The organism is Butyrivibrio sp. CB08 (genome assembly GCF_003625485.1).
In the GTDB taxonomy this organism is placed as follows: domain Bacteria; phylum Bacillota; class Clostridia; order Lachnospirales; family Lachnospiraceae; genus Butyrivibrio.
Window position 1 is genome coordinate 1 of the sequence record NZ_RAIR01000013.1, and the last position, 14,138, is coordinate 14,138.

At 39.2% G+C, this 14,138-nt stretch carries 16 protein-coding genes; 1 reads left to right on the plus strand and 15 read right to left on the minus strand.

What is annotated here, in order from left to right:
* Positions 1-168: 168 nt before the first annotated feature.
* The 11 genes from D6855_RS15770 to D6855_RS15815 all read right to left on the minus strand — a co-directional run bounded on the left by D6855_RS15770 (position 169) and on the right by D6855_RS15815 (position 10,050).
* Positions 169-1,587 carry a hypothetical protein gene (locus tag D6855_RS15770; protein WP_120742842.1) on the minus strand — a complete coding sequence of 473 codons (1,419 nt, stop codon included), beginning with the start codon at positions 1,585-1,587 and terminating at the stop codon, positions 169-171.
* 11 nt (positions 1,588-1,598) lie between these two features.
* Entirely contained in the window at positions 1,599-2,150 is a 552-nt protein-coding gene (locus D6855_RS15775; RefSeq protein WP_120742844.1) for a hypothetical protein, read from the minus strand.
* Positions 2,151-2,389: 239 nt separating this feature from the next.
* A complete protein-coding gene (locus D6855_RS15780) occupies positions 2,390-3,337 on the minus strand; it encodes a DUF4268 domain-containing protein (protein ID WP_120742846.1) in 948 nt (315 codons plus the stop codon).
* A 245-nt stretch (positions 3,338-3,582) separates the two neighbouring features.
* Positions 3,583-5,157: a recombinase family protein gene (locus D6855_RS15785; protein WP_120742848.1), complete on the minus strand. Its 1,575-nt coding sequence runs from the start codon at positions 5,155-5,157 to the stop codon at positions 3,583-3,585.
* Positions 5,123-6,751: a recombinase family protein gene (locus tag D6855_RS15790; protein WP_120742850.1), complete on the minus strand. Its 1,629-nt coding sequence runs from the start codon at positions 6,749-6,751 to the stop codon at positions 5,123-5,125. Before D6855_RS15790 ends, D6855_RS15785 begins: the two co-directional genes overlap by 35 nt.
* 57 nt (positions 6,752-6,808) lie before the next feature.
* Positions 6,809-6,982 carry an SHOCT domain-containing protein gene (locus D6855_RS16850; protein WP_199712468.1) on the minus strand — a complete coding sequence of 58 codons (174 nt, stop codon included), beginning with the start codon at positions 6,980-6,982 and terminating at the stop codon, positions 6,809-6,811.
* Positions 6,975-7,382 (minus strand): RNA polymerase subunit sigma-70, encoded by a 408-nt coding sequence (locus D6855_RS15795; RefSeq protein WP_120742852.1) that lies wholly within the window; start codon positions 7,380-7,382, stop codon positions 6,975-6,977. Before D6855_RS15795 ends, D6855_RS16850 begins: the two co-directional genes overlap by 8 nt.
* Before the next feature lie 345 nt (positions 7,383-7,727).
* On the minus strand, positions 7,728-8,117 hold the full coding sequence (locus tag D6855_RS15800; RefSeq protein WP_120742854.1) for a hypothetical protein: 390 nt from the start codon (positions 8,115-8,117) through the stop codon (positions 7,728-7,730).
* A 23-nt stretch (positions 8,118-8,140) separates the two neighbouring features.
* Complete coding sequence (locus tag D6855_RS15805; protein WP_120742856.1) at positions 8,141-9,088, minus strand: hypothetical protein; 948 nt, start codon at positions 9,086-9,088, stop codon at positions 8,141-8,143.
* A 4-nt stretch (positions 9,089-9,092) separates the two neighbouring features.
* A complete protein-coding gene (locus D6855_RS15810; RefSeq protein WP_120742858.1) occupies positions 9,093-9,512 on the minus strand; it encodes a hypothetical protein in 420 nt (139 codons plus the stop codon).
* Positions 9,513-9,588: 76 nt separating this feature from the next.
* A complete protein-coding gene (locus D6855_RS15815; RefSeq protein ID WP_120742860.1) occupies positions 9,589-10,050 on the minus strand; it encodes a hypothetical protein in 462 nt (153 codons plus the stop codon).
* 57 nt (positions 10,051-10,107) lie between these two features.
* Between D6855_RS15815 and D6855_RS15820 the strand changes: the two genes are divergently transcribed.
* On the plus strand, positions 10,108-11,178 hold the full coding sequence (locus D6855_RS15820; RefSeq protein ID WP_120742862.1) for a serine/threonine protein kinase: 1,071 nt from the start codon (positions 10,108-10,110) through the stop codon (positions 11,176-11,178).
* A 366-nt stretch (positions 11,179-11,544) separates the two neighbouring features.
* On the opposite strand, the gene D6855_RS15830 is transcribed toward D6855_RS15820, so the two are convergent.
* The 4 genes from D6855_RS15830 to D6855_RS15845 all read right to left on the minus strand — a co-directional run bounded on the left by D6855_RS15830 (position 11,545) and on the right by D6855_RS15845 (position 14,089).
* The gene (locus D6855_RS15830) at positions 11,545-11,874 is read right to left on the minus strand and encodes a hypothetical protein (protein WP_120742866.1); all 330 of its coding nucleotides are present in this window, start codon (positions 11,872-11,874) and stop codon (positions 11,545-11,547) included.
* Positions 11,875-12,041: 167 nt separating this feature from the next.
* Complete coding sequence (locus D6855_RS15835) at positions 12,042-12,704, minus strand: zinc ribbon domain-containing protein (protein WP_120742868.1); 663 nt, start codon at positions 12,702-12,704, stop codon at positions 12,042-12,044.
* Positions 12,705-12,960: 256 nt separating this feature from the next.
* The gene (locus D6855_RS15840) at positions 12,961-13,695 is read right to left on the minus strand and encodes a glycoside hydrolase family 73 protein (RefSeq protein WP_120742870.1); all 735 of its coding nucleotides are present in this window, start codon (positions 13,693-13,695) and stop codon (positions 12,961-12,963) included.
* Positions 13,670-14,089: a phage holin family protein gene (locus D6855_RS15845; protein WP_120742872.1), complete on the minus strand. Its 420-nt coding sequence runs from the start codon at positions 14,087-14,089 to the stop codon at positions 13,670-13,672. The genes D6855_RS15840 and D6855_RS15845 overlap by 26 nt, the downstream gene beginning before the upstream one ends.
* Between the last annotated feature and the right edge of the window lie 49 nt (positions 14,090-14,138).

Here is a 14,138-nt window from a genome sequence, read left to right on the forward strand (position 1 = left end):
TCCGTAACCTGCGAACATTAATACAATGTAACTTTGAACCCCCTTCCATATTAAGACGGTTTCAGGCATAAAAAAGAAGCCCTGTGTCGCGTTTTTAGGATCTTTACTTGGACTATTCCAAAACTTCAATCCTGAAATCGCCACACGAGGCTTCTTTAAAATCACCCATCATACAGCTTTATAAAGCACATCTATCTCTGCAATCTCTGTCTCCATTTTTTTAGAAATTTCACTATCGATGAACTCCTTCTTTATTCTAGTAATAAATCTAATATCAGAAAAAAGATGTGTAACCGTATTTAGAAGACTTCCTATGTCCAGGTTCTTTGGATTTTTTGTAATTGCAGTATTGATGATTGTACTTGTGGATGCTATCGAATTAGAAATGAGTAATATTTTCCTTGTCCTCACCTCATACAAATCTTTATCTTCATTTTCTTTTCTAAAAAGTCCATGTGCCAGTGCTATTATCATATCGAACAATTTAGAAACGACAAATGATGCTCCTATCACTTTTACATCTCGCGCCAAACACAACGCATCATAGTGTTCACTATAAAGCTTACTAGCAAATTCTTCATTTATCGTTTCTAACAAAGGAACTGGTAAACCAAGCTTTGTAAATGAATCAGACTTGAGGTGTTGTGCTTGGGCAAACAAAGCTGCTGGTAGATTTAATTTATCGCCTCTTATTTCCTCATAGCATTCTTGGAACATAAGCGGTAACGGAACAACTTCTGGTGTGATTTTCATTTTAGCTGCTCCAGTAATTGGATCCACTCTTGTAATTCTATTAGTATGAAAATTATTAAAAGTTATACAGTCTGTTAAAATATTTGCTGTGCCAAAAATCCATCCCAAAATAGGATCATGTCCCAGTGTATACATGCGATGGTAACGCCCGCCCATATTTATGCCCAATTCACCGGATCCCTTAGTAATATCATACGGAACCGTCTGATATAAAATATTAATCCAATGACCTGTTGGATTTCTTTTTAACTTTTCATCCCTAAATTTATCATTCGCTTCCCTATGCGCTTTTTCAATTGATTTATCATTGTGGTCTAATCTTTCATCTGGATCAAAACTTTCTCCATATCCAATTTTTTCAGCCACATAAGGGAACACCAATGATTTTGTAACCTGCAATGCTGTTGCTATAGCTAAAAATGCCAAATCTGATTTATTTACAATACTTGTCTTTTTTGAAAACAGTGCTTCAATTTCATCTAGCTCTGAAAAAGCATCCTGTATCTCACTTTCAGACATAATATCTTCTAATTCAACCACTTGTGGTTCACATAGATTAGCAGCAGCTACAATTTCATCCCAACTCTCAAGAACCGGTGAATGCTCCAACTTTCTGCATTGATTCCGCTCAGTAATATCTGTAGCTAGTTTTATGACATCCCGATTCTTTCCTAGTGATCGAAGTAATTCTATAGATGATTCTATATTTGAATCAGCAGTCTGCCTTGAACTACCCAACTTACTATCATTAAGCAATTCTTTTGACATGTCCTGATTCATTTTTAAAACTTTATTAATCTCAGCCTCTTCATCAGAATACTTAAATTTGCCCATATAATCCTTCCTTAAGCAGAGATACCTAAGTCATGTTGCAAATCTTTTATTGCCGCCTGAAGCATTATGTTCAGTCCGTTCAAATAATCTATTCTTTCTTTATCTGCATTACTCTCTTCTTTAAGAGCTTTTAAAATAGCAGTTTGTTTTGCTAATGCGTTTTTATATAGTAGCTCTTTAGCATCGTGAAGTCTTTTGTTCTTTACATGTGATGCCACGCCTACTGCAGTTCCTCCAAGAATCACTGCTGGTGCAGCTAATACAGCAACTCCTGCCGCCATTCCTCCTCCGATAACTGCACCAGCGGCAGCCAACCCGCTAGTAATACCTGCAGCACTTAATCCAACAACTGATCCTCCAAAATACAAAGCCGCAAAACCCACACCAGCACCGACTCCAACGCCCAAAGCCCCGGCGATAGTCTCATTCAGTGGAGAATCTTTCAATTTTCGTGATTTATCCTTTAATGCCTTATCTGCATCATCAATGACAGCTTGTACTGTCTTCAATGCTTCTTCGCTCTGAAACTTCATGTCTTTTTTCTTTTTTACATATTCGCCCATTAATAATCCTCCAGTTTTCAACTACGAATTAAACAATATGCGAAAAGCTACAGTCATATTATAGAATATGTAGTTTTATATCCCATAAACATTTTGTTAATTTACCATTAAACATTTTCTTTTCCACCACTGCGGTGAGCTATAAAATTACTAAAGCCCTGTGTCGCGTTATCAGCCAGATCGTTTGGACAATTCCGCAACGCCAATCCTGAAATCGCAACACAGGGCTTCAATTATTCTTATAATATTTTTGAAATATAGGGCTTAAACAAATCTCTTAAGAATACAGCCCTATCAATCGTAGTTTGGATCAATTCATCATAATTGTCATGATTATCAAAATCCAAATCTGGAATCATGGTGAGTATTCTCGATGCCTTCTTATTATCAAGCCTCATCCACTTAAGTTCTACGTTTCCCGCCTTCTGATTAATCTCATCTTTGTACTGTGCCAACTTATCATAGAAGTCTTTGTTGTCCGGTATATAAATTGAAACACCTATGTATCCTTCTTTATCTATAAGCGTAACAGAAATATAAGACTGGGAGTTTCCTATCGGAAGATTACAAAAATGATGAGTTGACACCTTCTTTGGATTAAAGGCTTTTGTTTCTCTCAGGCGCTCCTGAAATCTTGTCCAGAATATCATTCTCTCCGACTGAGAACGCCTAAGCTCGGTATCGCCATTATTGGTATTGGCCTTCGAACTCTTTATGAATCCATTAGGACTCTCCACCACAGCAAACTTTGCTGCAGGTAATGAATCCCCAATCTTATAAGCATGTATTTCTATAAGAAAGAAACCTATCTCTTCTGAAGTATTATTATTAAGCCATTCGATAGCACTTTTATGTTCTTCTCGCGCCTCCCGAACAACCCACACAATTATTTTTGCATCAAGTCCAGAAGCATATGTGATGAGCTTTCCCAGATGTTCATGATTTGATGCCTCCAACTGATTCTCGATAATGATCTTGTCCCCGGTAGTCTCATCAACTCCAACCAGGTCACAACGATAAGCACCGACAAACACTTCTTTTTCAACCTCAGTAAGCGAGGTTCCTATTTCTTCATTCAGCAGCTCAAGATTCTCTGGATTTGATAACCACTCTGAAAAGTCATACTGTTCATGAGACCAAAGATCTCTAATATCAACTTCCTCAAGTTTTCCTATTGAACTTATCATGGCACTTTACCCCACATTTGTTAACGTTATACCCATATTCATATTATACCCACAGAAAAAGCAGCCCACAATCAAAACTGATTGAGCACTGCTTCAATGTGTTCTTGCATTTCGTCTTGCTTATATCTAGTTATTTTCTATTAGTTGTGTTCTATAAATCACCAAAACAAAATGTTGTAGTCTGCATTTATAAAGAATATGTAAACTTGCATTTTATAGCTGTTTTAGAAAGTTTCCTTGCATTTTCATGTCTTGATTCTCATCCCGCTCTTCAGATTAAAAGTGATATCTCCATTGACCTCAAGCGTCATACTCTCTACCATGCTTCCCCAGAGCCACATATCAAATTCCCCGGTAGGTGTCTTCATCTGTTTGAGCGTCTCAATGAACTCATCGATTGCTGCAGCTCTTGCCTTGGCAGTATCAAGCTTCTTTATAAGATTCTCTTTCTCTGCAACCTTCTCTTCATATCTACCTGCAGCTTCCGCATAAATCTTCTGGTATTCATTCTGATCCTTGGCGCTTCTGGCATTATCATAAACCAAGGATTCTACTTCTTCAGCCAATACCGGCAATTCCAAATCCACCTCTTTTATCCTAGCCTTGATGTTCTCAAGCTGTGTTGCGTCCTCTTTGAGAATCTCAATGTCCTCGATGTAAGTGTCCTTGTCTTTCCATAAAAGCTCCATTGCCCTGTTGAAGCATGCCTTTATCTCATCCTCTGTAACGTGAGGAGTCTTGCACTTGGTAGGGTGATAATATCTCCCATTACACTGCCAAACCACCCTTCTGTACTTATCATTTGAATGCCATACTCTGGATCCGTAGAAGCATCCACACTCTCCGCAGATGAGTTTTGATGCAAAGATGTTACCTGCCACGTACCTATGTGGAAGGCTCATCCTTCTCTCAATCTCCCTCTGAACTCTCTCGAACACCCCTTCGCTGACAATCGGTTCATGATGATCCTCTATATAATACTGAGTGACGGTCCCATCATTCTTAGCCATCTTTTTGGTAAGGAAGTCTACTGTGTAATACTTCTGCAAGAGGACATCCCCCTTATACTTTTCATTTGTAAGGATGCTCCTTACAGTTCCATCATGCCAGTTCTTACCTCCCGGAGCTTTCCTTCCCTGATTCTGCAGTTCCTTGGCAATCGCGTTATATGTCAATCCTGCAAGGAAGAGCTTGTATATGAGCCTTACCGTTTCAGCTTCTTCTTCATTAATATGAAGCTTTCCATCCTCGCCCATGTCATATCCAAGGAACATATGGTAGTTGAAGCTGACTTTGCCATCAGCCATCTGCTTTCTTCTGCCCCATGTGGTATTCTCGGAAATGCTCCTAGATTCCTCCTGCGCAAGAGAAGACATGATCGTTATAAGAAGCTCTCCCCTCGCATCAAATGTCCAGATGTTCTGCTCCTCAAAGAACACCTCTACACCTTTTTCCTTAAGGCTTCTGATGGTCTTTAATGAATCAACGGTGTTTCTGGCAAATCGGCTGACGCTCTTTGTGATGATAAGGTCTATCTTCCCGGAGAGAGCATCGTCCACCATCCTGTTGAATCCATCTCTTTTTTTGGTGGATGTTCCGCTCTTAGCCTCATCTGAATACATTCCTACAAACTCCCAGTCATCATGAGCCTTGATGTACTTAGTATAGTAATCAAGCTGAGCCTCATAACTGCTCTGCTGCTCTTCATGATCCGTACTGACTCTGGCATATCCGCATACCCTCTTTTTTCTAGAATCTGCTATGGGGATGTTTGTATAAAGCTGTTTAGTTGCGGGTATCCTTGTTATCTTTTTTGCCATGTCTTCCTCTCCATGCTTCCTGTTTCTGTGAGTAATACTCTACTCCCTTTGCCCTTCCATCCTTGAAATGGATTATCATATGGCAAGGTCTGTCCATATCGATGTGGTCTACTTCTTCCCTGAACTTATCGAACGAAAACTCATCCCAACCTGCTACCTCTGCTACCCTGAACTTAAGTACATTCTCATGGATGAAGCTGTTGTCAGCATTGACTTTGCAGTTCCAAGTGACTCTGCGGATTCCGTTTTGATTGAGGCAGATAGTTCCAAAGTACTCTCCACAGCATCCACAGATAAGTTTCTTGGAAAAGCAGTTCCTATTGATAGGCTGCTTCTCCACCGAATCCTTCAAACCTCTGAAGTAATCCTCATAAACAGTTCCATCCTTTTTCTTTATTGTTATCCTTCCATCTTTGGGAATCTCGATGACCTGTACCTTTTCTCTGACTATTGACTCATCAAATTCATCCATATCAAGAGCCCTTTTACAAGCCTGTTTTAAAGCCAAGTCCGGTACTGGCTTGATACCACATTTTCCTTTATATGGACAATCTCTTCTTTCGCAGCTCCAAGATCCGTCATTTCCATATGCCACGCTTCCTTGTGGTTGGTGTCTTAAAGACATCCCTGTCTGTCCACATTTTATGATGAAAGTAAAGGTCTTCCTTCCTTCAAACTCAAACACTCTAGAATCCCAGTCTGCCTTCCTTCTTTTCATCTCCGACTGGACCGCGTCCCACATGGCAGGCTCGATGATAGGCTCATGATTTTCTTCTACAATGACCTTGGGAAGTTCTCCTGTGTTCCATCTCTGGACCTTTGTTATAGGATCTTCTATGAATGTCTTCTGAAGGATCAGGTCTCCTTTATAAAGTGGATTCCTAAGAATTTTATACACGGGTCCCTCTTGAAACCAATGCCCGCGGATGGTCTTTATGCCATCTGCTTTGAGTCCTTTACATATCTGTCCGGGCGATTTCCCATCAAGATATTCTCTGTAGATTCGTCTTATTATGTCAGCTTCCTCAGGTTCCTCAACAAGTTCTTCGCCTTCCCATCTGTAACCTGTGACCTGCATCCTTATCGGAGCTTCGCCATTGTCAATCCTTCGCTTCCTAGCCCAACGTACATTATCTGAAAGGCTTCTGACTTCCTCCTGGGCAAAGGCGCCTGTAATGGTCATCAGAAGCTCTCCATCTCCGGACATCGTGTTGATGTTCTGCTCTTCGAACCTGACCTCTACTCCAAGATCTTTGAGATGCCTGACTGTCTGCAGAAGGTCAACTGTATTCCTCGCAAACCTCTGGATGGACTTTGTAAGGATTATGTCTATCTTTCCCTCCTCACAATCTTTTATGAGCCTGTTGAACTCATCCCTTTTCCTTATCAAAGTTCCTGTGATAGCTTCATCTGCATAAACCCCGACAAACTCCCAAGCAGGATTTTTCTGGATCAGTTCGCTGTAGTAGCTGACCTGATTGGAAAGGGAATGTAAAAGTCTTTCGCCATCTTCAGATACTCTCGCATAGGCAGCTACCCTGAGTCTTTTCTGAATGGCCGGGACTTTTTTCTGTAGTTGTATTATTCTTGGCATGGTCACCCCTCCTTTCAGATAGCATATTCCCGTACAATCCGCATGAAATCAAGCTATTCAGGCACTTTTGCCCCAGAATATATCCGAGAATTTTGGCTTATATTTCTCCCTCATCCTCAGCTCAAAGCGATCAAATTCTTCCTCGTCTATCAGTCCTTTTTTAAGCATGTCTGATGCGATGGTCATTGTGATCTGATAGTGGTTCTCTCTCTTTGCTTCCTGCTTACTCATCAACGCCACCTCCGAACCTGTCCTTTATGTAACATTCATGGGAGCAATACTTCCTCGTTGAATTACCATAGACCGTAAATGGCTTATTGCAGCATGCGCAGGTGTACTGATAGAATGCTTTCTTATTTACCTTGTCGAGATTATTGTTCCACCAAGCCATCCTGCACTTGTCAGAGCAGAACCTCTTTTCTTTGCGCTTTGGATTCTGTACTATCTTTGCCCCACAGCACATGCACATCCCCATCCCCTCAGGGATTGCTGTCTTTACAGAAACAACACCTTCCCTTCTGCAGTAACTCTTGATGGTGGATGTCGGAAGTGCAAGGCTCGTTGCAATCTGGCCAAAGCTCATGCCTCTCCCACGCATGTCCCTTATCTGTTTCTTTACACTCTCTGTCATAGCCTTATTCTCCTTTCAGCGGCTATGTATCCGAAACGTTAGATTTTAAGGTTTTTCAAAAAACTTTTATCCATAACCGCTCGGATATAAAGCGCCCGGAAAAATGACGATTTGAACCTAAGCCGTTAATTTTTTTAAACTATTTACATAGTCGCTCATATATAAAGCGTGCGAAAAAAAGCCCAAAGGAAAAAATAAAAAACTTTTTAATCTGGGTAGTGCTATATTCGGATTACTTTTCCCAGAACTGCAGTCCATTACTGGCTTTTGGGTAAAAAAATGCACCTATAGGCGCATATACCTATAGGTGCATTAAAAACTACTATTTAATTATCTACCAGTTGGTTACTCTACATCACTTGGAGGTGGAACTTCACCTTCAACTTTCTTTTTTCCAGTTATAAGTGCTACTACTGCAAGCGCAGCATTGATTAAGCACCATCCAGACCAAATTGCCAAGTCAGAATAGCTTCCATAATTAGCAAATCCAATCAAAGCCGCTAAGCCAAATAGAATTATAAGTGCAATATTACCGCCCTTTTTAACAGATTTCCTCGTCGCAATAGAAACAATACCACCTGCTAACATAAAGATTGCAACAAGGAATCCTGCCGAACCAGATACTTCCCCATTTTCTTCTAGTGCATTTGCAACGCCTGCCGCACATGACTGCAGCATTACAATTAAGCAAAGAACAATAGATAAAATACCTGCAACCAATTTCCAAATCTTCATTTCAATACTCTCCTCTCTCTCTTTTACTGTGCAGTAAATGTTATAGGATCTGTGTCCTTAATTGTATCGTATGTATCTGCATTATAAATGTGGAACTTAAGTTCTACTTCTTCAATTGCAGAAATGCTATTCTCTTCTAATTCTGATGACATGATTGTAATATCATCAAATGCCTTCTTACCATCATAAACTGTCGTCGAGAAATAAGGTGTCATCATGAAACCATTGATAGACATATCATCAACATTAATTCCAACATTCTTTCCAGAATTATTCTCGATATACAGAAGGATTGCGGTGCCCCAGAAGCTATTCTCATCAACTGTTTTACCAACAATTCTGATTCCGTCCTCATTATACAGCTCAAATCCAGAATCATCTGCGCTTGTATCCATATGATCATATGCGGAAGTCTTGATAGTAACTACGTCAGGATTAACAACATCAGTCCAATCATCTGAATTATAGATGTGGAAATAAATCTCAACCTGACCTACAGAATCAATTCCTGCAGCCTTGAGCTCACTGCTTGAAAGGTGCATTGTCTCGTTAGCTTTCTTTCCAGGCGCAACCTCAGATACAAACAGGTCACTGATCATGAAATCATTAACGATAAGTGCATTGCATCCTACAGTAACAGTTTTATCTGATTCATTCTCAAGGAGTAATTTAATACCATCACCCCAAATACTATCTGTCTCATAGCCAGTAGCTGTGACCTTGATACCTGCCTCATCAACAAGCACCTGCTCTTCCACGGTAATTTCCTCTGCCTTAGCCTCTTCTGCCTTAGCTGAACTGTCAGAAGAATCTTCTGTCTTTGTGTCAGACTTAGCATCAGAATCAGCAGATTGATCAGTACCGGTTATCTCTTTTTTATCATCGGAGCTGGATGAACCACTACCGATTGCCATTGATGCAAAAAGACAAAGACATAATACCACTGCTAACCATTTTGTTTTGTTTCGCATATTTTCATAGCCTCCTAATAAGAAATAGTTTGATTATAATAAAAGCAGCAAATGCCTCAGCAAAACCTTCTATCACTATATCCCAGATATCAAATACACCAGGAACTATAGCAGTAAGTTGGAGTAATTCCATTGCTGTAGAGAATAAAAAAGCTATTATGAATACTTTTCCTATTGCTGCATTATTACCTAAACATAAGAATAGAGCAAAAACTAATGCATACCCCCAAAGTATGTCCATCAAGTAGTACCTTACGAAATAATCAAAAGCCGTTTCAGGCTGGCTAATGCTTGTAACTTCATTCCCCAAAAATGATCCTAAGGCTCGAACGAAAATCACATCCGGAGCAACGATAGCGTACAATATTGCACCTACGACCAAAGGAACTATGATATTGGCCAACAACAATACTTTTTTATCCACCTACCAGTCTATTGTTATCCTCCTTATCAAAACATGTTATAACAATATTATAAACGTTATTACGATTATATCCAAACTATTCTTGTAGCCCGCTTGTCCTCAATGGTGCCATCTTCTTGCTCTTGAGGACACTGTTAACGTCAATAATGCTGCCTGGTCTTTCATTAAAAATAATCATAAGCATTGCATCTCGAGGAACTTTAGCATACAACTCAGGCATCTCATATTTTTTTAATGCCCTCTGGGTCTCATCAAGAGTCATTTCCGAAGCATAACAGATTCTTAAAATCACATCCCTTTGTTTAGTGCGCTTTTCTCCGGAAAGCAACTTATAACCATAACGCTCGGGAATATCCGCATTTACAAACACTGACTGCTGTGTTATACCTCTTTCTGACATAATTCCCTTTACATAAGTCGAAAAGGCACTGCTCTCAGTATTTAAGCTATCTTGATTCTCTTCACAGTATTTGTCGAACTCTTTAAGATGAGTCTTACCTAATACTTCTTCCAACTCTCGTGTACTTTTTTCTTTCATACGTTCTCCGCCTGTTTGAGATATAATAAATAAAAAACATAAAACGAGGACGATAACATGGATCCAACATATCATCCGAACAATTCAAATTACAAAACCATAGCCATTCTTAACGAATCTCATGGTATATATCTGGTTCAAAATCAATCAACGAACAGGATTTTCGTCAAGAAGATACTTGATGTTTACAATCCTGATATCTATAAAAAGCTTTATTCCACTCCTGTACCAGGAACTCCAAAAATCATAGAGTTTTTTGAACAGGACAACCAACTTACTATCATTGAAGAATACATATCCGGAACACCACTTCAAGAAAAACTCCAAGAAGGTGTTAGATATAATGATGTCATGAGCTATATAACAGATTTATGCTCTGTTCTTAAAAGGCTCCATGCTTTCACTCCTCCTATAATCCATAGGGATATCAAGCCTTCAAATATCATCATCACAAACTTCAACAGAGCAATCCTGATCGATTTTAATGCAGCAAAGAATTTCTCATCCGCTGCATCAGAAGATACAAGATTATTGGGCACTCAAGGCTACGCAGCACCAGAACAATATGGTTTTGGTTCATCATCACCTCAGACAGATGTTTATTCTCTAGGCATCGTCCTAAAAGAAATGCTTACCTCATGTCAACAATACCCTTCTGAGTTAGACAGGATAGTCGCAAAATGTACCCAGATGAATCCTAAAGAGCGCTACTTAAATATCAATGAACTCGAAAGAGCACTACAAGCGATTTCATCACCAAATAACACTCATGTAAAGCAGGACTCTATCAAGGACTTTATCCCGCCGGGATTCAGAACCCTGACTCCTTGGAAGATGATCATCGCAATACCTGTATATACTCTCATACTGTGGCTATGTTTAACATTAGAAGTAAAAAATGTCTACGGATTGGCCCTGTGGGTAGAAAGAATCTTTTGTTTGGCAATGTTCTTGTCAATTATCTTTGGGTTCTTTAACTACCGTGATATCCAAAGGTTTATTCCTTTGTGTAAACACAAGAATCCTGTTGTAAGATTCTTAGGCTCCGCTATACTTGTTGTAGCCATGGTATTTACCCTGCTGATTTCAATGATTCTCATCGAAATCGTGTTTTTTCACGTGACATGAGAATTATAGCATTTATATTTTTCATCCGTTGCCCCCGCTACGGTGGCAATTTTCATTTTTTAGACTTTTTTAATCTAAGCAAATTTAGTATAACATTGTAAAATAAAACATTTATAAACGGTGTATAATCATTTTCTAACCATACACCGTTTATTTATGCATTGGGGAATACAGCAGACTTACCATTTTCAATGATCATAATCATCAGACGAGTCAATGAAATAAACATTCCACTCCAAGAATTTAATAAGAACAACATTCCAACCACTGTGGCAATAGTTAGATTTGAATGAATCAGGCAGAATCCACAGATATTATATAAAGCTAGTAATATCAATATATGAACAAATTTCTTCATGTTACACCTCACACCATTGCTGACAATAGCTGAAAATTAGAGAGTTTAGTGATTGTCTTCCTCTTAGCCTCTCTTTTCAAGATATATCTATCGTGCTGTCTTATCTCAGAATATGCCAATAAAGCATTGTCTTGTCCATAAACAAAATGAACATGGTACTTTGAATGCTCACTGTGCTTATGATATAGAACAACTGGAGGATATCCTGCCTGATCAAACTTACGGACAAGCCAAAACTGTCCAGTAGCACCACTCTGCATCTCTATCTTATTGTCATCCATTGAAATTATTACAAAATCTCCTGCCAAAAAAGCAGACTTCTCTCCATTAGCAAACATATCTACAACTCCAAGTAAATCTAAAGTGGGTAAAAATTATTCCTGATTGGAATAATTACAGCTATGAATTAGCTGCGAGGGATACTATATCAAAAAGAAAATGATTTGTAAATAGATACTGAAAATAAAAAAGGCTAGGATAAAAATACCCCAGCCTAGCAAAGCAATTACATATGCCTAAAGCCAATAATCATCAGCGCGAACATCAATATAATACCAGCAAACATAGCTAAAAGAAAAATGGGAACTTTTGCCTTTTCCTTTTTCACCTGACGCATCTTTTCATTATAGAATTGTTCTGCCCTGTCAATTTTATCCTGCTCCATTCCAAGAACTTTAGCCTTCTGAACAGCCTGCTGATATTTAGAAATCCAAGCTTCAGATAGATGCTTATCAGTTTCTTTTTGCACATTTGTTCCATTGAATTCATCAAACGCAGATGGAACAATATTTGAAACCGCAAGTATTAAGAAATCCAAAATGTCTGCAGTATTGTTCGGAATCGCATAATTTCTTATTAGCTGAATTGCTTTCTTGGCATTCTCATCTGGTTCTATCGCATCATACCATTTGCGTTTTGTTTTTTCTTTTGGAGCGTTCAATACTTCAGTCAGCTTCTTTTCAAAATCCTTTACAGAATCAGGAATATCTGCATCAATTTCATATCCACAAAATTTGCACTTGGTCTCTAATGCATATATTAAACCACCACAATTGGGACATTTTTTTGTATCTTTCTCATATTGGATTTTACTATGAACTTCGCTTCCGCAATACTGACAAAACATAGCATCGTCTGCTATTTGCTTACCACATTTCTGACAATACATACCCTCATCCTCTTTTATTCGTAAAATAAAGACAAGTAATTTTAGTATCTATATATCACAAAGTCAATAATTAAATCAAAGCTAATTAAGGTAAGAACATGACCTTTCCCATTAAAAATCAACACTATAATTATATCCTTTTTCTCAAACAAAAAAAGAGGACCGCAATGGCGATATCGCTACCATAATGGTAACTCCGCTGTGCGAGTCCTCTCTTTGAATTGGATTATACAGTTTTTACTTTTTTGTGCAAGTACTATTCTACATAATAGTTCCCACCATACTTTAGAGCCACATACCCATCTACTGTTTTTCCCCAGCTCTCACTTACTGACTTCTCGATAGTTTCAAGTACCTCGATGGTCCTTCCCTGTCGATAAACAGCCTTTCCAAGAATGTTGCTCTGAGCAGAGACACAGTCCTTTGCTACTTTCTGTGGGAACTCAGTACCTGCTCCTTCACGGATCTTGATGGCAGATGCTGTGACCGTATAGACCTTGGAGAGCTTCTTAATCCCCAAAACATCCCTGTCATAATCATCAAGGTCATACTGCTTAATATAGTTCTTGAGGTTCTGAGCATAAGAAAGGCTTGTAGCCCATCCGTCCTGTCGGATAAGGTCACAAGCCTTGTTATAATCTGTCACTCCCCTTAAGTTCTGGTATCTCTTGTACTGGAGAAATTCATAATACCCTTTTATCCCTTCAGCCACGCTTCTATATTTCCTGAACCGAGCAGTGATTGTCACGTAGGATCCATCCTTTCTCTGTTCCTTTGTCTTATACTCCTTGTAATCACAGCCACATCCCTTTGACCATTTCATTCCAAAGAAGTTATAGCAGTCTTTTGAAAGACCGCTCCTCCCCCAGTTGGATTCAAGGATTGCCTGCGCAATCGTGAGGGACGGCAAGATGCAATAGTCCCTATAGTAGCTGACTGCGGCATCTCCGATCATCTTAATGAAATCACTCTGAAGTTTTGTCATCTTCATCACCGTCCTTTATCTGCTTCAGAACCTCTACAAGCTTTTTAGGGATAGGCAGCTCAAGCTTTGCAGAATTCTCAATGATGGAAACCCCCTCATTTGAAAGATAAAAGAATATGACTGCATTCCTTAAGATTGCCCCGGTCTTAAGTATCTCGATATCGATGACATTACCGATACCTACAAGAAGGAAGATAGCAACCTTCCTTGCAATACCCTTGAAACCGACCTCGCTTGAAAGCTGCTTTGTGTAGATAGCTGCCATTACTCCTGTAAGGTAGTCGATAACAACAAAAGCAATCAGCGCATACAGAAAACCATCGAGTCCACCAAAAATCCAGCCCATAACACCTCCAATCCCAGTAAAGATATACTGACCTACAGTTACTACATTTTTCATACGTGTTTCCTCCTTCTTGCAATAAAAAAGCATCCTCGAAGGATGCAGA

Excerpts from the sequence above, each read along its gene's own strand:
- D6855_RS15780 (WP_120742846.1), bottom strand. The coding sequence starts at position 3,337 with ATGATAAGTTCAATAGGAAAACTTGAGGAAGTTGATATTAGAGATCTT.
- D6855_RS15785 (WP_120742848.1), bottom strand. The coding sequence starts at position 5,157 with ATGGCAAAAAAGATAACAAGGATACCCGCAACTAAACAGCTTTATACA.
- D6855_RS15770 (WP_120742842.1), bottom strand. The coding sequence starts at position 1,587 with ATGGGCAAATTTAAGTATTCTGATGAAGAGGCTGAGATTAATAAAGTT.
- D6855_RS16850 (WP_199712468.1), bottom strand. The coding sequence starts at position 6,982 with ATGAGTAAGCAGGAAGCAAAGAGAGAGAACCACTATCAGATCACAATG.
- D6855_RS15795 (WP_120742852.1), bottom strand. The coding sequence starts at position 7,382 with ATGACAGAGAGTGTAAAGAAACAGATAAGGGACATGCGTGGGAGAGGC.
- D6855_RS15845 (WP_120742872.1), bottom strand. The coding sequence starts at position 14,089 with ATGAAAAATGTAGTAACTGTAGGTCAGTATATCTTTACTGGGATTGGA.
- D6855_RS15775 (WP_120742844.1), bottom strand. The coding sequence starts at position 2,150 with ATGGGCGAATATGTAAAAAAGAAAAAAGACATGAAGTTTCAGAGCGAA.
- D6855_RS15800 (WP_120742854.1), bottom strand. The coding sequence starts at position 8,117 with ATGAAGATTTGGAAATTGGTTGCAGGTATTTTATCTATTGTTCTTTGC.
- D6855_RS15830 (WP_120742866.1), bottom strand. The coding sequence starts at position 11,874 with ATGTTTGCTAATGGAGAGAAGTCTGCTTTTTTGGCAGGAGATTTTGTA.
- D6855_RS15820 (WP_120742862.1), top strand. The coding sequence starts at position 10,108 with ATGGATCCAACATATCATCCGAACAATTCAAATTACAAAACCATAGCC.
- D6855_RS15805 (WP_120742856.1), bottom strand. The coding sequence starts at position 9,088 with ATGCGAAACAAAACAAAATGGTTAGCAGTGGTATTATGTCTTTGTCTT.
- D6855_RS15790 (WP_120742850.1), bottom strand. The coding sequence starts at position 6,751 with ATGCCAAGAATAATACAACTACAGAAAAAAGTCCCGGCCATTCAGAAA.
- D6855_RS15840 (WP_120742870.1), bottom strand. The coding sequence starts at position 13,695 with ATGAAGATGACAAAACTTCAGAGTGATTTCATTAAGATGATCGGAGAT.
- D6855_RS15815 (WP_120742860.1), bottom strand. The coding sequence starts at position 10,050 with ATGAAAGAAAAAAGTACACGAGAGTTGGAAGAAGTATTAGGTAAGACT.
- D6855_RS15835 (WP_120742868.1), bottom strand. The coding sequence starts at position 12,704 with ATGTATTGTCAGAAATGTGGTAAGCAAATAGCAGACGATGCTATGTTT.